Annotated in this window: 20 protein-coding genes; 8 read left to right on the top strand and 12 right to left on the bottom strand. The window is 74.1% G+C overall.

Annotated elements, in window-relative coordinates; translation table 11 throughout:
- Window positions 1–30: 30 nt before the first annotated feature.
- The 6 genes from ACH4EB_RS15135 to ACH4EB_RS15110 all read right to left on the bottom strand — a co-directional run bounded on the left by ACH4EB_RS15135 (window position 31) and on the right by ACH4EB_RS15110 (window position 5,990).
- Entirely contained in the window at window positions 31–1,155 is a 1,125-nt protein-coding gene (locus ACH4EB_RS15135) for an LLM class flavin-dependent oxidoreductase (protein WP_398347887.1), read from the bottom strand.
- A 137-nt stretch (window positions 1,156–1,292) separates the two neighbouring features.
- Window positions 1,293–2,084 carry an SDR family NAD(P)-dependent oxidoreductase gene (locus tag ACH4EB_RS15130; RefSeq protein ID WP_398347886.1) on the bottom strand — a complete coding sequence of 264 codons (792 nt, stop codon included), beginning with the start codon at window positions 2,082–2,084 and terminating at the stop codon, window positions 1,293–1,295.
- A gap of 57 nt (window positions 2,085–2,141) precedes the next feature.
- Window positions 2,142–3,089, bottom strand: coding sequence for a TIGR03619 family F420-dependent LLM class oxidoreductase (locus tag ACH4EB_RS15125; protein ID WP_398348120.1), 948 nt, complete (start codon window positions 3,087–3,089; stop codon window positions 2,142–2,144).
- A gap of 244 nt (window positions 3,090–3,333) precedes the next feature.
- The gene (locus ACH4EB_RS15120; RefSeq protein WP_398347885.1) at window positions 3,334–3,717 is read right to left on the bottom strand and encodes a thiol-disulfide oxidoreductase DCC family protein; all 384 of its coding nucleotides are present in this window, start codon (window positions 3,715–3,717) and stop codon (window positions 3,334–3,336) included.
- A 69-nt stretch (window positions 3,718–3,786) separates the two neighbouring features.
- Window positions 3,787–4,593, bottom strand: coding sequence for an alpha/beta fold hydrolase (locus ACH4EB_RS15115; RefSeq protein WP_398347884.1), 807 nt, complete (start codon window positions 4,591–4,593; stop codon window positions 3,787–3,789).
- Between the two features lie 176 nt (window positions 4,594–4,769).
- A complete protein-coding gene (locus ACH4EB_RS15110) occupies window positions 4,770–5,990 on the bottom strand; it encodes an amidohydrolase family protein (RefSeq protein ID WP_398347883.1) in 1,221 nt (406 codons plus the stop codon).
- Between the two features lie 354 nt (window positions 5,991–6,344).
- Between ACH4EB_RS15110 and ACH4EB_RS15105 the strand changes: the two genes are divergently transcribed.
- The 3 genes from ACH4EB_RS15105 (at window position 6,345) to ACH4EB_RS15095 (ending at window position 10,463) form a co-directional block, all read left to right on the top strand.
- Entirely contained in the window at window positions 6,345–9,287 is a 2,943-nt protein-coding gene (locus tag ACH4EB_RS15105; RefSeq protein ID WP_398347882.1) for a BTAD domain-containing putative transcriptional regulator, read from the top strand.
- Window positions 9,288–9,497: 210 nt separating this feature from the next.
- Entirely contained in the window at window positions 9,498–9,869 is a 372-nt protein-coding gene (locus ACH4EB_RS15100; RefSeq protein ID WP_398347881.1) for a laminin G, read from the top strand.
- A 330-nt stretch (window positions 9,870–10,199) separates the two neighbouring features.
- Window positions 10,200–10,463 (top strand): hypothetical protein, encoded by a 264-nt coding sequence (locus tag ACH4EB_RS15095; RefSeq protein ID WP_398347880.1) that lies wholly within the window; start codon window positions 10,200–10,202, stop codon window positions 10,461–10,463.
- Between the two features lie 88 nt (window positions 10,464–10,551).
- On the opposite strand, the gene ACH4EB_RS15090 is transcribed toward ACH4EB_RS15095, so the two are convergent.
- Complete coding sequence (locus tag ACH4EB_RS15090; RefSeq protein WP_398347879.1) at window positions 10,552–10,983, bottom strand: pyridoxamine 5'-phosphate oxidase family protein; 432 nt, start codon at window positions 10,981–10,983, stop codon at window positions 10,552–10,554.
- Between the two features lie 151 nt (window positions 10,984–11,134).
- On the opposite strand from ACH4EB_RS15090, the gene ACH4EB_RS15085 reads away from it, so the two are divergent.
- Complete coding sequence (locus tag ACH4EB_RS15085) at window positions 11,135–12,718, top strand: class I adenylate-forming enzyme family protein (protein ID WP_398347878.1); 1,584 nt, start codon at window positions 11,135–11,137, stop codon at window positions 12,716–12,718.
- 146 nt (window positions 12,719–12,864) lie between these two features.
- Here the strand turns inward: ACH4EB_RS15085 and ACH4EB_RS15080 are convergent, their stop codons facing one another.
- The gene (locus ACH4EB_RS15080) at window positions 12,865–13,476 is read right to left on the bottom strand and encodes a hypothetical protein (protein ID WP_398347877.1); all 612 of its coding nucleotides are present in this window, start codon (window positions 13,474–13,476) and stop codon (window positions 12,865–12,867) included.
- Between the two features lie 384 nt (window positions 13,477–13,860).
- A complete protein-coding gene (locus ACH4EB_RS15075) occupies window positions 13,861–15,510 on the bottom strand; it encodes a FadD3 family acyl-CoA ligase (RefSeq protein ID WP_398347875.1) in 1,650 nt (549 codons plus the stop codon).
- Window positions 15,511–15,646: 136 nt separating this feature from the next.
- Here ACH4EB_RS15075 and ACH4EB_RS15070 point away from each other — a divergent pair, with 136 nt between their 5' ends.
- From ACH4EB_RS15070 to ACH4EB_RS15060, 3 genes are read left to right on the top strand one after another with little or no spacing between them, the layout of a single operon-like run.
- Window positions 15,647–16,798 (top strand): lipid-transfer protein, encoded by a 1,152-nt coding sequence (locus ACH4EB_RS15070; RefSeq protein WP_398347874.1) that lies wholly within the window; start codon window positions 15,647–15,649, stop codon window positions 16,796–16,798.
- 6 nt (window positions 16,799–16,804) lie between these two features.
- Window positions 16,805–17,365 carry a Zn-ribbon domain-containing OB-fold protein gene (locus tag ACH4EB_RS15065; protein WP_398347873.1) on the top strand — a complete coding sequence of 187 codons (561 nt, stop codon included), beginning with the start codon at window positions 16,805–16,807 and terminating at the stop codon, window positions 17,363–17,365.
- Window positions 17,362–18,162, top strand: a complete 801-nt coding sequence (locus ACH4EB_RS15060; protein WP_398347872.1) for an enoyl-CoA hydratase/isomerase family protein — start codon at window positions 17,362–17,364, stop codon at window positions 18,160–18,162. The genes ACH4EB_RS15065 and ACH4EB_RS15060 overlap by 4 nt, the downstream gene beginning before the upstream one ends.
- Window positions 18,163–18,227: 65 nt before the next feature.
- On the opposite strand, the gene ACH4EB_RS15055 is transcribed toward ACH4EB_RS15060, so the two are convergent.
- Both ACH4EB_RS15055 and ACH4EB_RS15050 read right to left on the bottom strand, forming a co-directional pair.
- Window positions 18,228–18,761: a hypothetical protein gene (locus tag ACH4EB_RS15055; RefSeq protein WP_398347871.1), complete on the bottom strand. Its 534-nt coding sequence runs from the start codon at window positions 18,759–18,761 to the stop codon at window positions 18,228–18,230.
- Window positions 18,758–19,345, bottom strand: a complete 588-nt coding sequence (locus ACH4EB_RS15050; RefSeq protein ID WP_398347870.1) for a hypothetical protein — start codon at window positions 19,343–19,345, stop codon at window positions 18,758–18,760. The genes ACH4EB_RS15055 and ACH4EB_RS15050 overlap by 4 nt, the downstream gene beginning before the upstream one ends.
- Before the next feature lie 227 nt (window positions 19,346–19,572).
- On the opposite strand from ACH4EB_RS15050, the gene ACH4EB_RS15045 reads away from it, so the two are divergent.
- Window positions 19,573–20,502 carry a hypothetical protein gene (locus tag ACH4EB_RS15045; protein ID WP_398347869.1) on the top strand — a complete coding sequence of 310 codons (930 nt, stop codon included), beginning with the start codon at window positions 19,573–19,575 and terminating at the stop codon, window positions 20,500–20,502.
- 77 nt (window positions 20,503–20,579) lie between these two features.
- Here ACH4EB_RS15045 and ACH4EB_RS15040 read toward each other — a convergent pair whose 3' ends face one another.
- A complete protein-coding gene (locus ACH4EB_RS15040) occupies window positions 20,580–23,204 on the bottom strand; it encodes a serine/threonine-protein kinase (protein ID WP_398347868.1) in 2,625 nt (874 codons plus the stop codon).
- Between the last annotated feature and the right edge of the window lie 633 nt (window positions 23,205–23,837).

Raw genomic sequence — 23,837 nt, 5'->3', positions numbered from 1 at the left:
CCTCGGGCGCGGGCTCTTCAGAGGGCGTCTTCAGAGAACGGCCTGCCGGAAGCGGGCCGTCCGGTGGACCGGGTCCGTGTCGATCTTCGGGATCACGTGCTCGCCGATGAGGCGGATGGTGGTGAGGGTGTCCTCGGGCGAGACGCCGATGGGCAGGCCGAAGGAGAGCTGGTCGGCGCCGGCCTGCTCCCAGCGCTTGCACTGGCGGAAGACCTCGTCGGGGTCGCCGCAGATCATCAGCTCCTCGGCGATCAGCAGCTCGATGATCTCCTCAGTGTACTCCGGCAGCAGCTCGGGCCACTCGGGGATGCCCTCGGGGCGCGGGAACGTGTCGTGGTAGCGGAACAGCAGTGACTGGAGGTAGTTGAGCCCGCCGCCCACCGCGATCTCCACGGCCTTCCGGTGCGTCTCGGCGCAGATGGCGGTGGAGGTCACCATGACGTTGTCGTTGACGTACGCGCCGACCGGTTCGGCCTGCTCGACGGCGGTCTTGTACGCCTCGACGACCCACTCCATGTCGGCGACCTTCTGCACGCTGAAGCCGAGCACGCCCAGGCCCTTCTTCCCGGCCATCGCGTACGAGGACGGCGAGCCGGCCGCGTACCACATGGGCGGGTGCGCGGGCCCGTACGGCTTGGGCAGCACCTTGCGCGGCGGGAGCTGCCAGTGCTTCCCCCGGAAGCCCTGGTACTCGTCCTGGAGCCACATCTTCGGGAACTCGGCGATGGTCTCTTCCCACAGCTCCTTGGTGTGGTTCATGTCGGTAACGCCCGGCATGAACCCGAGGATCTCGTGGCTGCCCGCGCCGCGCCCGGTGCCGAACTCGAAGCGGCCCCCGGAGAGGTGGTCGAGCATGGCGGCCTTTTCGGCGACCTTGACGGGGTGGTTGACCGGGGCGAGCGGGTTGAAGATGCCGGAGCCGAGGTGGATGCGCTCGGTGGCGTGGGCGAGGTAGCCCAGGTACACGTCGTTGGCCGACAGGTGGGAGTACTCCTCCAGGAAGTGGTGCTCGGAGGCCCACGCGTACTTGAACCCGGACCGGTCGGCCTGGATGACGTACCCGGTCTCCTCCATCAGCGCGTGGTGCTCCGCCTCGGGGTCGGTCTTCGCCCGCGCGGCGGGCACATATCCCTGTACGAACAGCCCGAATTCCACGGGGGTTCACCGTCCCTCGTCCGCCCTGGCGCCGTTACCTGACGCTCCGTCAGATCACGTCGACTCTCGCACCGGGCCCGCGGAGCGTCAATACCTGATGCCTCATCAGGTACGGGCCGCAGGGCGGCGTACGCGCCTCAGTACAGGCTGATGCCGGACAGCCAGCCGCCGTCGATGACGAACGGCTGCCCGGTGATGTACGAGGAGTCCGCGCACGACAGGAACAGCGCCAGCCGGGCCACCTCCTCCGGCCGTCCGATCCGGCCGAGCGGGACGACCTTGGCGTAGAAGGCGTCCAGGTCCCGCGCGGACGCCTCGGAGGCGTCCGCCGTGCCCGCCGGCCCCCGCTCCGGCCGCGTCATCGGGGTGTCGACCGCCCCCGGGCACATCGCGTTGACCCGGATGCCCCGGCCCGCCAGCTCCATCGCCGCCACCCGCGTCATGCCGACCACCGCGGCCTTCGACGCCGCGTACGCGGTCAGGTACGCCATGCCGGACAGTGCGGCGTACGAGGCGGTGTTCACGATGGTGCCGCCGCCGGCCGCCGTCAGCTCCGGGACCACCGCCTTCATCCCGAGGAACGCGCCGACCTGGTTGACCCGCACCACCTGTTGGAACTCGGCGAGCGGAGTGGCGGCCAGCTCGTTGAGGCGCAGGATCCCGGCGTTGTTGACCAGCCCGTCGACCGTGCCGAACGTGTCCCCGGCGGCCCGGACCGCCGCCTCCCAGTCCGCCTCCCGGCCGACGTCCAGGTGGACGTACCGGGCGCGGCCGGCGCCGAGTTCCGCCGCGAGCGCCTCCCCCGGCCCGTCCAGCACGTCGCCCAGCACCACGCGCGCGCCCTCCGCGACGAAGAGCCGCGCTTCCTGCTCGCCCTGCCCGCGCGCCGCGCCGGTGATGATGACGACCCGGCCGTCCAGCTTCCCCATGCCGTACCGGTCCCTTCCGCCGCCCCGGTGCCGCGGCGCGAGCGCTTCGGCCGCGTCTCAGCCGTCGAGATGCGGAGCGACGCCCTCCGCGAACGCCGCCATCTGGTCGGTCAGCTCGGTACGGCTCCGGCTGCGGAACCGCACCTGGATCTGCCGCACGCCCATCGCCCGGTACTCGCGCAGCGACTCCGCCAGCCGCTCGGGCGCCCCGGCGAGGGTGCGCCGGCCGACCTCCCACCCGGGCTCACCGACGTACAGCGGCTCGGTGATGGCGCCGGCCTCGGCGGGCGTACGGATCCCGGCCTCCTCCCGCAGCCGCCGCAATCTGGCGAGCCGCGCCGGGAGCTGGTCCCTGCGGTCGCCCTGCGGCAGCCAGCCGTCGCCCCGCACCGCCGCCCTGCGGACGGCGGCGGGCGACGAACCGCCCACCCAGACGGGCGGACGCGGCACCTGTACGGGGCGCGGGGACTGCCCCAGCCCCTCGAAGGCGATCCGCTCCCCCCTGTAGGAGGGGAACTCCCCCGGGCCCAGGGCCGCCTTCAGCGCGTCGATCGCCTCGTCCAGCAGGGCGCCGCGCCGTGAGAAGTCCACGCCGAGGGCATCGAATTCCTCCCGTACGTGCCCGGCGCCGACCCCGAGGATCAGCCGCCCGCCGGAGAGGTGGTCCAGCGTCGCGTACTGCTTCGCGCTGATCAGCGGGTGCTTGAGACCGACCAGCGCGATGTGGCTGAGCAGCCGTACGCGGGTGGTGGCCGCCGCCAGGTAGGCGAGGGTGGCGACCGGGTCGTACCAGACCGTGCTCATGGCCGCGGCCAGCCGGCGTGGCACGCCGATGTGCTCGCAGCAGGCGACGTAGGCGAAGCCGTGGCGGTCGGCGGCGCGGGCGATCTCGACGAGGTCGGCGGGGCCGGCCGCGGCTTCCCACGGCTCCGCGTAGAGGGTGCTCTGCGACTGCACGGGGAGCTGGATGCCGTAGGCGGGCTTCCCTTCGGGCAGCACCCGCACCCCGTCGTCCGCGCCGCCGGTGCGCGCACCGCCGCGTTTGCCGCTTCCCGTACCGCTGTCCACGTCCGCGTCCACTCCCGCGCTCGGCCGACGGCCCGTCGTCGGCGGCTGGGGGTCATGGTGTGGGCTGACGAGGCATCAGGCAAGAGGCCGGGAGGCGGCGGGCCGGGAGGCAGCGGTACGAGCGGCAGCGGTACGAGCGGCGGGGGTACGGGCGGCGGGGGTACGGGCGGCGGCGCGGGCGTCAGGGCCTGAGGCGGGAGGGCAACGAGCAGGCCGCCGTGCCGCCGGGCATGCGGTGCCGGTTGTCGGCCACCAGCCGGTACCCGGCGTGCGCGAGCCGGCGCAACGGCGGCAGGGTCAGCAGCGCGCCCGGCACGGCCCAGGCGCCCCGCGCGCTCATCAGCAGCTTGGCGACCGCCTGCGCGCCGCCGTACACCCGCCCGGCCGGGGTGATCCACAGGACCTCGTGTTCGGCCCGCTCCCGGGTGACGCCGAGCGCCTCCAGGTCGGTGAACTGCCAGGGCGTGACGGTGCAGCGGGGGCGGATGCGGCGTTCGGCGAACCGCACGGAGGTGGTGCAGAAACCGCAGTCTCCGTCGTAGACGAGTACGGGGCGTGTCCTCATGTCCCCATCATGCCGGGGTGCCGCCGGCGCACCGGCGGCACCCCGGACCGCGCGCCCGGCGGGCGCCGCTCACCGGCCGGGTGCGCCGATCCGCTCCCCTTCGTCCGCCGCGGCCCGCAGCAGCAGGTCGGCCAGCTCGCCGGGGCGGGACAGCATCGGCCAGTGCCCGGTGTCGAGGTCGAAGAAGCCGACCCGGGGATCGGCGAGGCCCGCGAAGGCCGGGTCCCCGGAGGCCACCAGGGCGCGCACGGCCGCGGTGCTGGTGACGTTGCGGGTACAGAAGATGCCGGTCGAGGGCAGTCCGGCCGTCGCCCCGGTCAGCCGGACCGGCTGGGTGAGGGTGGCCAGCGGCTGGGGCGCGGCGAGGCGGGCCAGCCGGTCCAGGCCTTCCTCGGAGATGCCGTCCAGGCTGCCCCAGATCTCCGTCTCGTCGAACGCGGGCGGCGGCAGCCGCCAGCCGTCGCCGTGTTCCTGGGCGCGGCGCCGCAGCCGGTCCCGTACGGCCGGGTCGGGCAGCGCGTCGAGGACGGCGTGGCCGTCGCGGGGCAGACCCGCGTCCACGAACACGAGGCGGGCGATGCGCTCCGGGGCGCGGTCGGCGGCGGCCAGCGCCGGGTAACTGCCGTAGCAGTGGGCGACGAGGACGGTCTCGCCCGCCTCGTGCGGCTCACCCGCGCCCTCGTGGTCCAGCACCTGCGCCACGTCCTCGATGTGGGTGTGCAGGTCGGTGCCCGGACCCGACAGGTGGCGGCGGTCCCCCATCCCGGTCAGTGTCACCGGATGCGCCCGGTGTCCCGCCGCGCGCAGGTGGTCCGCCACCTCCCGCCAGATCCATCCTCCGGTGTACCCGCCCGACACCAGCACGAACGTCGTCATGTGCGTCACCTCCAGGCCCCCGCGGAGCACGGTCCGTACGGCGGCGTGCCGCGCGCGGCACCGACCGTGCGGGCGGCCCGGTCGTGGCCGCCCGTCCCATCGTGACCGTACGGCGGGCCGCGCGGGGAGGGGGAAGGCGCGCGGCAGGCGTCACCCGGCCCGGGGGTGCGCCGTGCCTACGCTCCCGCCCACAGCCCGTCCGGCGTCAGCCCGAGCAGGTCGATGGCGTTGCCGCGGACGATCCGTTCGACCACCTCGGGCTCCAGGTGTCCCATCTGGGCCTCGCCGACCTCCTTCGACCGCGGCCAGGTGGAGTCCGAGTGCGGGTAGTCGGTCTCGTACAGGACGTTGCCGACGCCGATCGCGTCCAGGTTGCGCAGGCCGAAGGCGTCGTCGAAGAAGCAGCCGTAGACGTGCCCGGCGAAGAGTTCGGACGGCGGCCGCAGGACCTTGTCGGCGACGCCGCCCCAGCCGCGATTCTCCTCCCAGACCACGTCCGCGCGTTCCAGGATGTACGGGATCCACCCGATCTGCCCCTCCGCGTACATGATCCTCAGGCCGGGGAAGCGGTCGAACGCGCCGCTCATCAGCCAGTCGACCATCGAGAAGCAGCAGTTGGCGAAGGTGATCGTGGAGCCGACGGCGGGCGGCGCGTCGGCGGAGGTGGACGGCATCCTGCTGGAGGAGCCGATGTGCATGGCGATGACGGTCCCGGTCTCCTCACAGGCGCGCAGGAAGGGGTCCCAGTCGCCGGTGTGGATGCTGGGCAGGCCCAGATGTGGCGGAATCTCGCTGAAGCAGACCGCCCGTACGCCGCGTTCCGCGTTCCGGCGCACCTCCTGTGCGGCCAGCTCCGCGTCCCACAACGGGACGAGTCCGAGCGGTATGAGGCGTCCGCCCGCGGCCGGTCCGCACCACTCCTCCACCATCCAGTCGTTGTACGCGCGCACGCCCAGCAGCCCCAGTTCGCGGTCCTTGGCCTCGGTGAAGGTCTGGCCGCAAAAGCGTGGGAACGTCGGGAAGCACAGGGCCGACTGGACGTGGTTGAGGTCCATGTCGGCCAGCCGCTCCGGCACGCTGAAGGAGCCGGGGCGCATCTGCTCGTAGGTGATGCCTTCGAGTCTGATGTCGTCGCGGGCGTAGCCGACGGCGGTGTCCAGGCGGGTCAGCGGGCGGTGCAGGTCCTCGTAGACCCACCAGTCGGCGAGCGGGCCCGCGTCCCCCGGCCGGCCCATCTTCGGCGCGAACCGGCCGCCGACGAAGGTCATCTCCTTCAGCGGGGCCCGCACGACGCGCGGGCCGATGTCCTGATATTTCGAGGGGAGGCGGTCCCGCCAGACGTGGGGCGGCTCCACCGTGTGGTCGTCCACCGAGATTATCTTCGGAAAACTCTCCATGGTTTTTACCGTAGCGCTGAACTGACGGCCCGTCAGCTCGCGGTGAGCGCCAAGGAATGCGTGCAGGCGACACCGTTCCGCGGCCGGTCCGGGCGCCGCACGGCCCCGCAGGCGGCTGAGCAGCGACGCTCGGGCCCACGCCCGCACGCGGGCCGTGCACGGGCGGCTGCACGCGCATCCGCACGGGCATCCGCACCGACGCCCGCGCCGGCTCCCCACCCGCCGCCCAGCCGAACACCAGCCCGAACCCCAGGCGTGGAGAGTCCGTGCTGAGACCGGACCCCTACTGACGTAAGGGGCTACGACAAGGCAGACTGGCCGATGCGAACGAAGTGCACAGGGCAGGGGGACACCATGGACGACGGTCCGGGGCAGGGCCAGGAGCGGCTCCGCTTCACCGTGCTCGGTCCCGTACGGGCCTGGCGCGGCGCGACGCCACTGGCGGCCGGCTCCCCGCAGCAGCGTGCGCTGCTGGCCGCCCTTCTCCTGCGGGGCGGACGCACCGCCACCGCGTCCGAACTCGTCGACGCCCTCTGGGGCGAGGAACCACCGCACGCCGCCCTCGCGGCGCTGCGCACGTACGCCTCCCGCATCCGCAAGGCGCTCGGCGCGGACGCGGACACGCTGGTCAGCGAGTCCGGCGGGTATGCGCTCCGGTCGGTGGACCACCGGCCGCTGGACCTCGACATGGACCACGCCGAGCAGTACGCGGCCGAGGCCGAGAAGGCCCGGGCGTCCGGCGACCGCTGCCGCGCCCGCGACCTCCTGGACTCCGCGCTGGCCCTCTGGGACGGCGAGCCGCTGGCCAGCCTCGCCGGGCCCTACGCGGAGAACCAGCGCACCCGCCTGGAGGAGTGGCGCCTGTCCCTCATCGAGACGCGGCTGGAGCTCGACCTGGAACTGGGCTGCCACGCCGAGGCCGTCTCGGAGCTGACCGCGCTGACCGCCGCGCACCCCTTGCGCGAGCGGCTGCGAGAACTCCTCATGCTGGCGCTGTACCGCGGGGGCCGGCAGGCCGAGGCACTCGCCGTATACACCGATACGCGGCGTCTGCTCGACGATGAGCTGGGGGTGGACCCCTGCGCGTCGCTCTCCGATCTTCAGCAGCGCATCCTGCGCGCGGACCCGGAGCTGGACGCGCCCACCATGCCGCCCGGCGCCCAGGACCCCGGCGAGCCCGTCTTCGTCCGTCCACAGCAACTTCCGGCCACCGTCGCCGACTTCACCGGCCGGGCCGCATTCGTCACGGAACTGAGCGAGCAGCTCGCCACCGCCGAGGGCCGGGTGATGGCCGTCTCGGCGCTCACCGGCATCGGCGGCGTCGGCAAGACCACCCTCGCCGTGCACGTCGCGCACGCCGCCCACGCGCACTTCCCGGACGGCCAGCTCTACGTGGACCTCCAGGGCGCCGGGCACTCCCCCTCCGACCCGGAGGTGGTGCTCGGCGCGTTCCTGCGCGCGCTGGGGACGCCGGTCACCGCCATCCCCGACGGCCTCGCGGAACGGGCCGCCCTCTACCGCACGGCCCTCGCCGCGCGCCGGGTCCTCGTCCTGCTCGACAACGCCCGCGACGCCGCCCAGGTCCGCCCGCTGCTGCCCGGTACGGACGGCTGCGCGGCGCTGATCACCAGCCGGGTCCGGATGATAGACCTGGCCGGCGCGCACCTGGTCGACCTGGACGTGATGAGCCCCGACGAAGCGTTCACCCTCTTCGCGCTCATCGTGGGCGAGGAACGGGTCAACGCCGAGCGCGAGGCGTCCATGGACGTGGTCGGCGCCTGCGGCTTCCTGCCGCTGGCCATCCGGATCGCCGCGTCCCGGCTGGCGGCCCGCCGCACCTGGACCGTCTCCGTACTCGCCCGCAAGCTGGCCGACGAGCGCCGCCGGCTGGACGAGCTGCGGGCCGGCGACCTCGCCGTGAACTCCACCTTCGAGCTGGGCTACAAGCAGCTCGAACCCCGCCAGGCGCGGGCCTTCCGGCTCCTCGGCCTCGCCGACGGCCCGGACATCTCCCTCGCCGCGGCGGCCGCGCTGCTCGACATGGAACCCGACGACGCCGAGACGCTCCTCGAAACGCTGGTCGACACCTCCCTCCTGGAGTCCGCGGCCCCCGGCCGCTACCGCTTCCACGACCTGGTCCATCTCTACGCCCGCTCCTGCGCGGAGCGCGACGAGCAGCCGGCCGAGGAGCGCGACGCGGCCCTGTCCCGGCTGCTGGACTTCTACCTGGCCACCGCCACCCACATGTACGCGCTGGAGCGCCCCGGGGACCGCCTCGCCGACCACACCGAGACCCCGCACTACCCCGGCCTGCTCTTCACCGACCGCACCGAGGCACTGAGCTGGCTCTTCAACGAGACCCGCTGCCTGATCGCCTGCGCGCTGCAGAACACCGGCGAGCAGGTGCTGCGGCGCGCTGTCGACCTGCTGCTCCTGACCCGGGACATGGCCGAGTACGGCGCCAACAACCGCCAGTACGAGCAGGCCAATCTCGCCCTGCTGGCCGCCGCGCGCCGGGCGGGCGACCAGCACGCGGAAGGCCGGGCCCACTGGGCGCTGGCCCCCAGCTACACCCAGTCCGGCCGGCTCGACGAGGCGGACGAGCACGCGAAGCTGGCCACCCTGCTGGGGCTCGCCGCCGGCGACTCCTTCTCCGCCTCGAACGGCCCCAACGACCGGGGCATCATCGCCAGCATCCAAAAACGCCACGAGGCGGCCGAGGGCTATCTGAACCAGGCCCTGCTCGCCTTCCGCGAGAACAACAACAAGCAGTCCGAGGCCAGCGCGCTGTGCAACCTCTCGCGCCTGCACCTCGACACCGGGCGCGTCGAGAGCGCCATCGAACTCGCCGAACAGGGCATCGCCACCCTCCGGGAGGTCGGTGCCTCCCGCCGCCTCGGCAACGGCAGATACGCGCTCGGCATGGCGCTGACGCTCGCCGGCCGACTCGACGAGGCCACCCGGCAGCTCACCGAGGCGCTCGCCATCTTCCGCGACAGCCGGCAGCGGTTCTGGGAGGGCATGACCTACCTCCGGCTCGCCGAGGTCGACCTGGCGGCCCACCGGCCGGCCAACGCGGCCAACTACGCCGAGCAGGCGCTGTCCGCCCTGCGGGGGCTCGGCGGCGGCCGCTGGCGGGCCGACGCGCTGACGACGCTGGGGCACGCCCTGAACCAGATAGGGCACACCGGCCGGGCGAAGGTCTGCTGGCAGGAAGTCGTGTCCATCCACGAGCAGCTCGGCCTGCCCGTGGACGGGGCGATTCACGACCTCACCGCCCCTGCCGCGCTGGTGTAGAAGCCGCCCGGACCGGGGGCTTCAGGCGTTTATCGATCGTTCATCGCGAGGGGCCACTCTCTAATTACCGATCCGCCGCCTCGGGGGGCAAGCGGCTCGGTGACCAGGCCCCACCGTAAGGTGCCAGGCCGTGGTCCGCCCGTCCGGCGACCCACGGGGGAGTTGCCGGCCGGGTGGGCCGATTGCGCCCACACAACGGAGTTGATCACCGTGAGCTCTCAGAACCAGGTTCGAAAGGAAGACGACAGGGACATCGTCAAACCGCTGGACAGTCACCGTCCCATCCAGCCTCAGGACAGTCACCGGCCGATCCAGCCGATGGACAGCCACCGGCCCATTCAGCCGCAGGACAGTCATCGGCCCATCCAGCCGGAGGACAGTCACCGTCCGATCCAGCCCATGGACAGCCACCGGCCCATCCAGCCCGAGGACAGCCACCGGCCCATCCAGCCTCAGGACAGCCACCGGCCGATCACGGACGGTTCGCTGATCACCGAGGACGGCAAGCAGCCCACACCGGGCACGGACGGCAACGTGGTCGTGATGGGTGAGAGCAACCTTCCCGTCGCCGAGCCGAAGTAGCGCGACGCCCGTACGGGCGGGCCACGGGGGAATCACCGGCCCGCCCGTACGGCGAGCACCACCGCACCAGACCCACTGCGGTTTCGGTGGTCCGGGGGATCGGGGGATCCGGGGGGACCACGGAACCGGGGGATCCGGGGGGATCCGGGGGATCGCGGGGGCCGGTTTCGATGGCACTCAGGGGGGAGCCATCGAAGCCGGTCCCCGCGGCATACCCGCAGCCATGCGTCATCTCCCCATCGTCACGGCTCTTTCCGGCCGGGGGGATCGAACACCAGCCTCACCAGAAATCAGCGTCACTCACCAGGGATTCCCCACGGAGGAGTCGGAATGAGCCGTACCAAGCGCACCCTCGTCACCCTCGCTCTCACCACCGCGGTGGCGGGCGCGGCGGCGGTCCCCGCCATGGCCGACAGCCACACCCTTAGCAGCCCGGCCGGCGTCACCGCCCAGGACACCCACCGGCCGATAGCGGCTGGCCGCTCCGTCGCACCCGACACCCACCGCCCGGAGCGCGCGGGCCACGCCGTGGCCCTGGACACCCATCGGCCGGACGCCGGCGGTTTCGTGGTCCTGGACACCCACCGTCCGTGACCCGCCGGCCCGGTCCGGGCCGGAGCACGTACGCCGGGGGCCGGACCGGACACGACCGGCCCCCTTCGGCGTCCCTGCGGCGCCCGCGCTACTGGAGCGACCCCATGTCCGACGACAGCCAGCGCCGCGGCCGCAGCCGGATGGTCACCGGCGGGCCGAGCGTGGGCAGGACGTCCTTGATGTACGCCGCGGCGGCCTCCGGACCGAGGTAGCGCTCGGCCATGGCGCGCAGTTCCTCGTCCGTCGACGGCTCGGTCGAGACGACCTCTCCCTCGACCGACACATAGCGGACCGTCGGCGTGACCCGGTCCACCATCATGGAGAACCGGCCCGCCGCCGCGATCAGCCGGGTCTTGCGCGCGTCCCGCTCGGTGGTGATCCACAGCTCGCCGCCCGGCTCGTACGCGTACCAGATGGGGACGGTGAGCGGGGCGCGGTCCGCCTCGCCCGATGCCACCGACAGCGCTCCGATGTGCGGCTCGGCCAGGAAAGCCTCGCGCTCTTCCGTACTCAACGCCATGGAAAACTCCTCGCGTACCGTGCGGACAAGGTCGTCAGCCCCCCAACGCCGCACGCCACGCGAATGTTCCGTCGGCACCCGCCATCTGATGCCTCGTCATCTCCATGGCCGTCTGCTACCGTCGCGCCTCCGCTCCCCGAGGAGGCGCGACGTGTTCGAACCCGATCGTGTGCGTTCGCTGTGGGAACTGATGCGGTACCGGGCCGAGGTGTCCCCGCGGGCGCCGATGTTCTTCGACGAGACCACCGGCGGCTCCGGCCGGGCCGTCGGCTTCGGCGAGCTGCGGGACCGGGCGCTGCGGCTGGCGGCCGGGTTCCACGGCCTGGGGATCGGCGCCGGAACGCGCGTCCTGTGGCAGTTGCCCACCTGGCCGCTGACCGTCGGGGTGTCGCTCGCGCTGGCCCGGCTCGGTGCCGTACAGATCCCCGTACCGCACCTGTACCGGGAGCGGGAAGTCGGCTTCGCGCTGCGGCAGTCGGCCGCCGAGTACGCGATCGTGCCGGGCGAGTGGCGCGGGCACGACTACGCGGGCACGGCGCGGAAGGCGGCGCCCGGCGGCGTCCGCGTGCTCTCCGTCGCCGACGGACTGCCGGAGGCCGCGCCCGACGGCGCGCTGCCGGAGTTCGTCCGGCCGGGCAGCACCCCGACGTGGATCTACTACACCTCCGGCACGACCGCCGAGCCCAAGGGCGTCGAGCACACCGACGGCTCGCTCATCGCGGGCGGCGTGGGGCTGGCCACCGCGCTGGGCACGACGGACACGGACACCGGCTCCATCGCGTTCCCGTACGCGCACATCGCCGGGCCCGACTACGTCATCGCGATGCTGCTCAGCGGCTTCCCGGCGGTGGTGCTCGACACGTTCGACCCGGTGGTGGCGGCGGCGGCGTACCGGCGGCACGGGGTGACGATGGCCGGCGGGAGCACGGCCTTCTACCAGGCGTTCCTCGACGAGTCCCGTCGGCGCCGGGGGCCCGCCGGTCCGCGCCCGGCGGGCCGGCTCGTCCCCACCCTGCGGCTGCTGTCCGGAGGCGGGGCGCCGCTGCCGCCGGAGCTGTACCACGCGGCGGGCCGCGAGCTGGGGTGCGCGGTGGTGCACGGGTACGGGATGACGGAGTGCCCCATGATCACCATGGGCACGCCGTACGACAGCGACGAACAGCTCGCGCACACCGTGGGCAAGCCGGTGACCGGGGCCCGCCTGCGCATCGCCCGCCCCGACGGCAGCGAGGCGGAGCCCGGCGAACCGGGCGAGGTCACGGTACGCGGGCCGATGGTCTGCCGCGGCTACACGGATCCGGCGCTGACGGCCGGCGCGTTCGACGCGGCCGGCTACTTCCGCACCGGCGACCTGGGACTGCTGCGTACGGACGGGCATCTGGTCCTCACCGGGCGGCTCAAGGACATCATCATCCGGAAGGGCGAGAACCTCTCCGCCCCGGAGATCGAGGGCCTGATCCGCGAGCACCCGGCGGTCGCCGAGGTGGCGGTGATCGGCCTGCCGGACCGCGACCGCGGCGAACGGGTCTGCGCGGTGGTGACCCTCGCGGAGCCGGCCGCCGGGACGGGCACGGGGGCCTTGACGCTCGGCGCCCTCACCGCCCACCTGCGCCGCGCCGGTCTGATGCCGCAGAAACTGCCGGAACAACTGGAGGTCGTGGACGCGCTGCCCCGGGGCGGCCCCTTGGACAAGGTGCTCAAGACGGCACTGCGGGAGCGGTTCGGGGGGCCTTGAGGGGCCCGAAGCCGTGAGGGGGCCGAGAAGCTGAGGGGGCCGGGTCCTGAAGGGGCGGGGCCTGAGGAGTCCGGGGCGCGGGCGATGGGGATGCGAAGCCCCCGGCCGGGGGTGCCGGGGGCTTCGCGCTGGGGGTGCGGCGTGGCTTACGGGTGGTGGCGCTCCTCGACCTCGGTGGCGATGCCCTGGTGGATCGTGGCGCGGACCTGGACGGCGTTCAGCTTGGCGGCCTTGTCGAGTTGGCCGGTGGTGCAGGTGGTGGTGCCGTAGCTGCCGTCCGTGATGGTGACCTGGCCGTCGGGGCCGCCGCAGAGGGTCGTGGCGCCGAGCACCTTGGTGTCGTTCGCGGCGAAGAACACCTGCTCCGGGCCGGACTCGGGCGTCACGGTGAGCTTGCCGGGAAAGAGGTACTTGAGGGTGCCGACGACCAGGGTGACGTCGACGCCCTTGCGGCCGGCGCCGGAGCCCGTGCCGGAACCCGTGGAGCCCTTGCCGATCCCGGCGGCCCAGGTGGCCCCGCCGGTCGATGTGCCGTGCCCTCGCCGCCGGTGGACGCGTCCGAGCCCTGCGCCCCCGAGGAGCCCGCGCCCGCGGCACCCGAGGAGCCCGTGCCCGAAGGGCCCGCGCCCGAGATGCCCGTGTCGCCGCCCGCGGAGCCCGGCCCGCCGGGCGTGCCGGAGCCGCCGGGCGTGCCGCCTTCGGGGGCCTGGCTCGTGGCGCCCTTGGCCGGGCCCCGGTCGCCGGACAGGCTGTCGCACGCGGTGAGGGAGAACGCCGCGACCGCGATGACCGAGGCGGCGTCGAGGCGGCGTCGAGGCGGCGGCCGCGACGGAAGACGGCGGTGGCGAGGCTGGACATGCGGGTCCCCCAAGGGTGCAAGGCGTGCGACGCGGGCCCGCGGGCGACCGCCCGGCGGCGGTGTGCGCGCCGTCGGCGGCCGGCGTTCCGGTCCGCTCGGTGGTACGTACACCAAGGTGCCGGGCGCGGCTGACACCCGGCTGACGCGCCGGTAACCGGAGGGCGGCGCCGGTCGGAGGTGGTGGCGGACAGTGCCACCGGCCGTCTCGTCCGGCCTCGTACCCCCTCGCCCCCTGTTGGCCCCTCGTACCGCCGGATGCAAGCTCTCGGCCAGAGGCTTCCCCCTACGCGGGCGTCGACGCGCCGCTCCGCAGCTCCCCCTTCAGCACCTTCCCGCTCGCATTGCGCGGCAGTGCCGTCACGAATGCGACCTCCCTCGGCACCTTGTAGTTCGCCATCTCCCGGCGCGCCCAGGCGATCAGCTCCGCAGCGCTGAGCGTGGAGCGCGGGCGGCGGACCGCGTACGCCTTGCCGACCTCGCCGAGCCGGGGGTCGGGGATGCCGACGACGGCGACCTCGGCGACATCCGGGTGGCGGGCGAGCAGGCGCTCGATCTCGGCGGGGTAGGCGTTGAAGCCGCCGACGATGAACATGTCCTTGAGGCGGTCGGTGATCCGCAGGTTGCCGTCGGCGTCCAGGACTCCGATGTCGCCGGTGCGCAGCCAGCCGTCCGGGGTCAGCACGTCCGCGGTGGCCCGCGGGTCCCCGTCATAGCCGGTCATGACGTGGTAGCCGCGGACCTGGACCTCGCCCGCCGTGCCGGCCGCCACCGGCCGGTCCCCGGTGTCCGCGATCCGCAGCTCGGTGCCGGGTATGGCGCGCCCGGACGTGGCGGCGACGGTGCCGGGCGGGTCGTCGCGGCGGCACATCGTCACGATGCCGGAGCTCTCCGAGAGGCCGTAGGCGGTCAGTACGGTGGCGACGCCCAGTTCGCCGCGGAGCCGCTCGACCAGTTCCAGCGGTACGACGGCGGCGCCGGTGACGACCAGGCGCAGCGAGCCGAGGTCGTACCGGGCCCGGTCGGGGTGGTCGAGGAGCTGCTGGTGGAGGGTGGGCGGGCCGGGCAGGACCGTGACGCGCTCGGCGGCGATGTGGGCGAGCGCCGTGGAGGCGCCGAAGACCGGCTGCGGGATCATCGTCGCGCCGCGCAGCAGACAGGCGATGATCCCGGCCTTGTAACCGAAGGTGTGGAAGAAGGGGTTGACGATCAGGTAGCGGTCGCCGGGGGCGAGTCCGGCGAGTTCGCTCCAGACGGCGTACGCGCGCAGGGTCTGGACGTGGGTGATCACCGCGCCCTTGGGGCGGCCGGTGGTGCCGGAGGTGAAGATGATGTCGGAGGGGTCCTGGGGGCGGACCGCGTCGGCCCGCGCGCGCACCACTCCGGCAGGCACCGCCTCGCCCGCCGACAGGAAGTCCTTCCAGGTGAGGAAGGTGTCCGGGGCGTCCCCGGACAGGACGACGGCCTGCTTCAGGTCCGGCAGGCCGGGCAACGGGCCCCGGCCGGTGCCCTCCCGGGCCGCGCGGCGCAGCGAGGCCACGTAGGACGTGCCGAGGAACGTGCCGGTGACGAACAGCAGGCGGGCGCGGGTACGGCGCAGGACGTCGGCCGTTTCGACGCCCTTGAAGCGGGTGTTGACCGGGACCAGGACGCAGCCGGCCGTCACCGCGCCGAGCGCCGCGATGATCCAGTCGGCGGTGTTGGGGGCCCAGACGGCCACCCGGTCGCCCGGTTCGGCACCGGCGGCGACGCAGGCCGCGGCGGCCCGTTCGACCCGCTCCCCGAGCTGCGCGAACGTCAGGCGGTGGCGCCCCTCGGCGACCGCCTCGGCCGGGCCGTACCGCTCGGCGGCGGCGCGCACCAGGCGGGGGAGGGTGCCGTGCTCCAGATCGGCGCGGGGGTCGGTGGCGTCGGGCTCGTCCGGATCACCGCGCATCGCACAACCTCCCGCGAAAGAGCTGACTACCCGTCAGGTTAGCGGTAGCCTCCTCGGCTGTCAGCACGGATGTCCGCGCCGGGCACCCGGAGGCCCGCACGGAGGCCCGCACGGACGGCCGACCACGGAGGTGGCGATGGGCGCGACCCTCAAGGACGCGGCGGTGATAGCCGGGATCGGCCGGACGGCGTTCGCCAAGCGGCTGCCCGAGTCCGAACGCGCGCTGGCGTGCCGGGCGATCGTCGCGGCCCTGGACGACGCGGGGATCGCCCCCGCCGAGGTGGACGCGTTCGCCTCGTACACCATGGAGGAGACCGACGAGGTGGAGGTCGCCAAGGCGATCGGCGCCGGTGACGTCACCTTCTTCGCCAAGGCCGGTTACGGCGGCGGGGGTTCGTGTGCCACCGTGGGGCACCTGGCGGCAGCCATCGCCACCGGCCAGGCGAGCGTGGGCGTCGCCTGGCGCTCGCGCAAGCGCGGCTCGGGGCCCCGCCCGTGGCGGAATACCACTGTCCAACTGCCCACTCCGGCCCAATGGACCCGCCCTTTCGGTCTGTTGCGTCCCGCCGACGAGATCGGCATCCTCGCCCGGCGCTACATGCACGAATACGGCGCCACCCGCGACCACTTCTTCAACGTCGCACTCGCCTGCCGCAACCGCGCCAACCAGAACCCGGCCGCGGTCATGTACGACCGGCCGCTGACCCGCGAGATGTACATGACCGCCCGCTGGATCAGCGAACCGCTCTGCCTCTTCGACAACTGCCTGGAGACCGACGGCGCGCTGGCGTGCGTGGTCGTCGCCGCCGAACGCGCCCGCGATCTGCGCCACCGCCCGGTGTATGTGCACGCCGCCGCGCAGGGCCTGCCCGCCCAGCACCACGGCATGGTCAACTACTGGACGGACGACCCGCTCACCGGACCGGCCTGGACCGCCGCCCGGCAGCTCTGGAAACAGGCCGACTTCGGCCCCGAGGACGTCGACGTCGCGCAGATCTACGACGCGTTCACCCCACTGATCCCGCTCTCCCTGGAGGGCTACGGCTTCTGCGGGCGCGGCGAGGGAGCGGCCTTCACCGAGGGCGGCGCCCTGGAGATCGGCGGCCGGCTCCCCCTCAACACCGCGGGCGGCGGGCTGAGCGAAGCGTACGTACACGGCTTCAACCTCATCACCGAAGGCGTCCGGCAACTGCGCGGCACCGGCACCGCGCAGGTCCCGGACGCCGCCACCTGCCTGGTCACGGCCGGCGAGGGTGTGCCCACATCGGCCCTGCTGCTGAGGAGTTGAGTGCTCATGTCCACCAGCATGAGGCCGACCACTGACAACGGCCCGGACCCGGCCCCTGACCAGGGACGGGACCGAAACCCGGCCCCCTCCCCCACCTCGGCTCCGGGCCCGGATCAGCACACGACACCTTCCGACGCCCTCCTCCTCCCCGTCCCCGACGACGACGGCGCCCCCTTCTGGCGGTACGCCGCCCGGCACGAACTCCGCGTCCAGTCCTGCGCCGCCTGCGGTGAACTCCGCTTCCCGCCCCGCCCCTGCTGCCCGCACTGCCAGTCCTTCGACGACCGTTGGCGGCGGATGTCCGGCCGCGGCCGCATCTGGTCGTACGTCCTGCCGCACCCGCCCCTGCTGCCCGCCTACGCCGCCCAGGCCCCGTACAACGTCATCCTGGTGGAGCTGGCCGACGCCCCGCGCATCCGCCTCGCCGGCAACCTGGTCACGGCCCCGGACGCGCCGCTGAACTCCGTCGACCCGGCCCGCCTGCGCATCGGGGCCCCGGTCAAGGTGGCGTTCCACGAGCAGGCGCCGGGAGTGACCGTGCCGCGCTGGCTGCTGGAGCGCCCGTGACGCCGCCTTCTGTACCCGGGGAACCGGCGTCGCCCGTCCGCGTGGAGACGGCACCGGACGGCGTCGCCCTGGTCACGCTCGACCGGCCCGGCCGCCACAACGCCGTCGACCTGGAGACGGCCGGCGCGCTCGCGGCCGTCTGGCGCCGGTTCCGCTCCGCCGACGACGTCCGTGCCGTCGTGCTGACCGGCGCCGGGCGTGCGGCGTTCTGCACCGGTATCGACCGCTCGGCGGACGTCCCGCAGCCGTCCTCCCCGTACTCGGTCGACGACCCGCTGCTCGGCATCGGCCCGAAGACGAACGACCTGTGGAAGCCGGTCGTCGCGGCCGTGGAGGGAATGGCCTGCGGCGGGGCGTTCTATCTGCTGGGCGAGTGCGAGTTCCTGGTCGCCTCCGAGGAGGCCACGTTCTTCGACCCGCACACGACGTACGGAATGGTCAGCGCGTACGAGTCGGTCTTCATGGCGCAGCGGATGCCGTACGGCGAGATCGCGCGGCTGGCCCTGATGGGCTCGGCGGAGCGGCTCGGCGCCCGCCGCGCCTACGAGACGGGCCTGGTGTCGGAACTGACGCCGCCGGGCGGCGCGGTGGCCGCGGCCCGGCGGGCCGCCGCCGTGCTCGCCGCCCAGCCGACCGGTGCGGTACAGGGCACCGTACGGGCCCTGTGGGCGTCGCGGGAGGCCGCGCGGGCGCAGGCCGTGGCGCACGCCCCGCAGCTCATCGCGCTGGGCAACCTGCCGCCGGAGGAGCAGGCGGGGCTCCACGCGGCCCGCACCCGGGACTTCCGGGTGCGCTGACGCCGGGGCGCACCGGCCCCGGAGGCCGTACGCCCGAAGGTGTCACCGGCCCGCCGACGGCCCCCTCACAGCTCCGACTTGCGCGCCCTGCGAATCTCGCACTGGAACCACAGTTGCCGTGTCGAGGTGTTGGTGTAGCTGTAGGCGGCCGTGTACGTCTCGGTCCGCCCGGGCCGTACGACGATGCTGCGCTGGTGCAGCCCGAACGCGGTGCCGTCGGCGGGCCGCGCCTTCATCCAGTTGACCGCCATCTCGTAGGTGAAGGTCTTGGTGAGCGACGGGTTGGTCACCGAGACCGTGTATTCGAGGCGGCGGGCCGACTGGTCGTAGCGGCAGTTGCTGCCGCGCGCGTCCGAGCGGCCGTCCGGGTCGTAGGTCTCCTCCGGCGACGGCGACGGCGAGTAGGAGTACGACGGCGAGTCGTACGGGCCCGGCGACGGCGCAGAGCTGTAGCCACTGGGTGGCGGCGGCGGTGTCAGCCGGCGGGCGTGGCCGCCCGGCAGCAGGGCACCGCAGCCGACCAGTCCGAGCGCGCTGGCGGCCACCGTCGCGGCCGCGATGGCGGCCCGCGCGGACCGCCGTCCCCGGGTGGCCGTCACGACAGCGGGGTGCGCTGGACGTCGGTGACCGAGCAGCGGTACGTGCCGGCGGTGGCGGCGTCGGACGGCACGTACTGGATCACGTCGATGGAGTCGGTGCGGCCCGGCATCACGTAGGGGATGCTCGGGTGGCGGGTGCCGAGGTCCTTGCCGCCCGGCGCGGTGAACTTCACCGTCAGCAGGTACGTGTACTTGCTGCTCGACGAGCTGTTGGTGGCGCTGACCGTGGTCTTCACGCTCCCGGAGCCGTTGTACCGGCAACCGTCGATCTTGATGTCGCCCATGGCGCTGCGGCTGCTGCCGGAACCGCCGGTGGTGTAACCGGAGGTGCTGCCGCTGGACGTGCTGCCGCTCGTGGTGCTGCCGCCGGTGCTCGTGCCGCCGTCGTAACCGCCGGTGCTGGCCTCGTAGCCGCCACTGGTGCTGCTGCCGGTGGTGCCGCTGCTGCCCGTGCTGCTGGAGCCGCCGTCGCTGCCGCCGCTGTGGCTGCTGCCGCAGCCGCCGCCGTGCGAGTGCCGGGCGCCGGTCAGCGCGACCAGGACCACCCCGGCCGCCGCGACCGCGCGGACATGACGGAACTTCATGATGTTGTGCCCCCGTTGACCCCGTGGAAAGAACCGCGCCGCGCGTGCGGCGCACCTCGTCTTTATCTTTTCTTGACGAGTGCACGGCAGACTAGCAACCTCTTCACATTCCCCAAAATCTCTTCCTGACCAGGTAAAACGCGCAGCTCTGGCGCTCGCGTGCAGTCGGGCGTAGCGTCGTTTACAGAGGGAAACGGGACGAATCAGCGACCTGAGAGGCGACGCCTGTGGTGCGCAACGTACTCGGATCCGTGCTGGCCCTCGCCGGAGCGGCGGCCGCCGTCTGGAGCCCCTTCCGTGCCTGGTACGACGGCCGTCACGGACGCGATATCCGTATCGAGGACCTGTTCCGGGGCATCACCGGCGAAAAGGCCGAGTTGTTCGGCTCGGTGCTGCTGCCGATGGCCTTCGCCGCGCTGGTGACCCTGATCGGCCTGGTGCTCCGCTCCCGCCTGCTCGTCGCGCTGGCGGGGCTGGTGGTGCTCGGCTTCACCATCCTGTGGATGGTCCGCCAGGGACAGGAGGCGGGCAGTCTGACGGTCGGCGAGAACGCGAACCAGGGCCTGGGCCTCGGAGTGGCCTTCGCCCTCGGCGGGGGCGCGGTCCTGTGGCTGGCGGCCCTGGTGATGAGCGGCCGCCGCGGCGTACGCTCCCGGCGCCGCCGCGCGGAGCACGCCGCGGACCACGACGACCGGTACGGCGGTCCCGCCCGGCCCATGGCGCCCGGCCCCGAGTGGGAACCCGGCCCGATCCGGGACGGCGACACCCCGCCGCAGGGCACCCCCGCGTACGGCGCGACACCGCATCACCAGCCGCCCGTACGGTGGCCGGGCGCCGGGCATCCGCCGCCGGAGCCGGGCCACGCGGCCGGGGACGACCAGCCCACCCGGGCCGTACGGATGCCACCGGCCTCGGACGACCCGGGGCAGCCGCCGCCCCGGCCCGATGACGAGACGCGGCCCATCAGGACGACACCGCCGCCGGAACGACCGGCGCAGACGGGCCGACCGGAGCAGGCGGGCCCACCTGAGCAGCCAGGGCAGCCGGGCCAACCGGGCCGGCCTGACCAACCGAGTCAACCGGACCAACCGAGTCAACCGGGCCAGACACCGGAGCCTCCTGCGGCAGAGCGCCCGCGCTTCGACAAGGAGCAGTAGCCGTACGGCTGTTGGCGCCACGACACAGCAGCGCGCACCGGACCGGCGGCCGCCGCGCGGACACGCCGGCGGCCGCGTCACGACCGCCGCGCCAGCCCCGTCCCCTTCGCCGCGTCCAGCGCGTACACGCACCGGTCCTTGCTGCACGCGTAGACGACGCCCCCGACGACCACCGGCGTGCCGGTGATCTCGCCGCCGGTGGCCAGCTTCCAGCGCAGTTGACCGCCCATCGCGTCGAGGGTGTACAGGCAGTGGTCGGCGGAGCCGAAGTGCACCCGGCCGTCCGCCACGACGGGCGCCCCGATCACCTCGCCGCCCGCCTGGAAACGCCAGCGGGGCGTGCCCGTGACGGCGTCGAGGGTGTAGAGCGCCTTGCCGCTGCCCAGATGGACGGCGCCGTCGGCGACGAGCACCGGCTCGGTGGACTGCCGGGCCTCGGTCGCGATCCGCCAGCGGTCCCGGCCGTCGGCCGCGTCCAGGGCGTAGACCGTGCCGAGGTAGTCGGCGAGGTAGAGACCGCCGCCGGTGACCGCGGGCCCCGGCGCGTACGCGGGGCGGCCGAGGAACGCCGCGGGCGCCTCGAAGTGCCAGCGCACCTCGCCGCGCGCGATGTCGATGGCCAGCACCCGCGTGCCCGCGGTGACGTACACGGCGCCGTCCGGCGCGGGCAGCAGCCGCACCGGCACCCCGCCGCAGGAGGCCGCGTCGCCGACCGGGTACGACCAGCGCTCGGCGCCCGTACGGGCCTCCAGGGCCTTCAGCCGTCCGTCGGCCCAGACGAAGACCGTGCCCTCGTGCACGACCGGCCCCAGGTCGGCGGTCTCGAAGTCGGTCTGGACGCCGCCGGTCTCCCACAGCCGTTCGCCGGTGGCGGCTTCCCGGGCCTGCACGCCGCCGCCGCGGGTGCCGGTGACGACGGTGCCCCGGCCGGTCGTGAGGGCGTAGATCCAGCCGTCGCTGCCCAGGCGCCAGCGCTCGGTGCCGTCGGCCGCGTCGAGCGCGTACAGGCTCGGCCCGTCGGAGGCGTGGATACGGCCGTCCGCGACGGCCATGCTCCAGGCGACGTCGCGGGTCTTGAACTGGCGGCGGCCGCTGGCCACATCGAGGGCGTGCACCTCGAAGGACGTGACGTACAGCAGGTCGCCGGCGACCGTGGGCGTGCCCCACACGTCGTTGGACATGCGAAAGCGCCAGGGGCGCCAACGGGCGGGCGCGGCACCGCCCGCGCCGGTGGCGGCGGGGGCACCGGAACCGTGTCCCGCCGCACCGCCCTGCTGCGGCCGGGGCGCGGCCGGGTCGCCGTCGTGGGTGCCGTGGGCGGGGGCGCCCGGCGCGCCCGCGGGCGGCCGGACCCAGTCCGTCGCGGGCGCCTGGGCGCGCGGCGGCGGTGGGCCGTTGTCCCCGGCGCGGGGGCCGGGACCTATCGGTGCCGAGGTGCCGGCGAGGCGTACGGAGCCGTCCGGGAGGTCGGCGTCCGGCAGCCGCGACGGTACGGGCGGGGCGGAAGCGGCCTGCGGGGCCGGGGCGGCCGGCGGGGCGGCGGCCACCGGGCCGGCGGGCGCGGACTGCGGCGGCTGCGCGGCGCCGCGCGGGTCGACGCCCCGGCGCGCGCCGGGGCCCACGCCCGCGGCTCCGGCCCAGCCGGGCTCCGCCGCGGGCGCGGCCATCGCGGCCGCCGGGGCGTTGCGCGGGCGGGGCGGCGAGGGCGGGGCGGGCGGCGGGGACTGCGGTACGGGCTGCCGCACGGCGCGGGCCTGCCCGGAGCCGCCGCGGCCGACGGCCGCCGGCGTGGCCTGGCGCCCGCCGCGCCGTCGCTCGATGAGCGCGACGGCACCGGCCGGCAGCCAGGCGGAGGCGGTGCCGCTGTCGTCGCTGCCGGAGCCGAACAGGTGCGGCGCGAGCTGGGACTGGAGGTCGGCGGGGGAGGGGCGGCCGGGCGCCTCCATCTGCATGCAGGATTCGATCAGCGGCCGCAGTTCGTCCGGCAGCCCGGCCAGGTCCGGGCCCTCGCGCAGCAGCATGAAGACCGTCTCGACCGGGTTGGCGCCGTGGAAAGGGGCGTGTCCGGTGGCGGCGAAGACCAGGGTGGAGCCGAGCGAGAAGACGTCGCTGGCGCCGGTGACACTGCGGGAGTCACGGGCCTGCTCGGGCGACATGTACGCGGGTGTGCCGACGGCGACGTTGGTCATGGTCAGCCGGGTGTTGGAGACGCCGCTGGCGATGCCGAAGTCGATGACGCGCGGGCCGTCCTCGACGACCAGCACGTTGGACGGCTTCAGGTCCCGGTGGACCAGGCCGGCGCCGTGGATGGACTGCAGCGCCTCGGCGATGCCGGCCGCGAGCCAGCGCACCGCCTGGGCCGGGAGCGGCCCGCACTCATTGACTATTTCCTCCAGGGAGGGCGCGGGCACGTAGGCGGTCGCCAGCCACGGCACCGCGGCCCGGGGGTCGGCGTCCACCACCGCGGCGGTGTAGAAGCCGCTGACCGCGCGGGCCGCCTCGACCTCGCGTGTGAAGCGGACCCGGAACAACTGGTCCTCGGCGAGTTCCGTACGCACCGTCTTGATCGCCACGCGTCGCCCGGACGCCGAGCGCGCGAGGTAGACCAGCCCCATGCCGCCGGCCCCGAGACGGCCGAGCACCTCGAACGGGCCGATCCGCCGGGGATCGTGCTGCGTGAGCTGTGTGAGCTGCTCCACCACTTGCCTGCCACCTCCCCGTGGGGCGTAAAAGAGACTCTCAAAAGCCAGTGGCCGCCGAGAGCCACTGCCCCGTGCAGCGTCTCACCGCCTGGCCGATTCGGCCGTACGCGTGCTGATTCTTCCTGGCCGGGCCCAGGGTTGCGAACCCGGGGCCGCTCCCGTCGTGTCCCGGCGGGCTTCCGCGGTACGCACCGGGACCGTCACATGCCGTGACGGTGCCGTGCGGCCGGTCCGTCCGTACGGGTGCCGGACGCCGTGCCGCGCGGTCCGCCGAAGGGCTGTCGAACACCGTACGACCGGCACCCGCCGCAGCGTGCCGTCGCCGCGCCGTCGCACCGCCCCGATCCGGCCGCCGGTCCGTCACCTCGTCCGGGAACGCCCGCCGGGACCCGGTATGTCCCGCATCACCCGACGCCGTCCGCCCGGCCTGCCGCCCGTGCCGGTCACGCCACCCTTGCCGTCCATGCCGTCCCGTCCCCGTCCTCTCCCCGCGCGCGGCGCCCGTGCCGGGCCCGCGCCGCCGCGCCGTCGCGCACCGGCGCGGCCGTACCCACTGTGCCGTACTCAAGGTCATCGCGCTGCCCGCACGGATGAGCGGCCACCGCGCCGCGCCCCGGCCCCGCACGGGCCCGC

The sequence above is a fragment of the Streptomyces sp. NPDC018045 genome, assembly GCF_044327445.1.
Lineage (GTDB): Bacteria > Actinomycetota > Actinomycetes > Streptomycetales > Streptomycetaceae > Streptomyces.
Note: the sequence above shows the minus strand (reverse complement) of the source record. Positions and strands in the feature narration are given on the sequence as shown.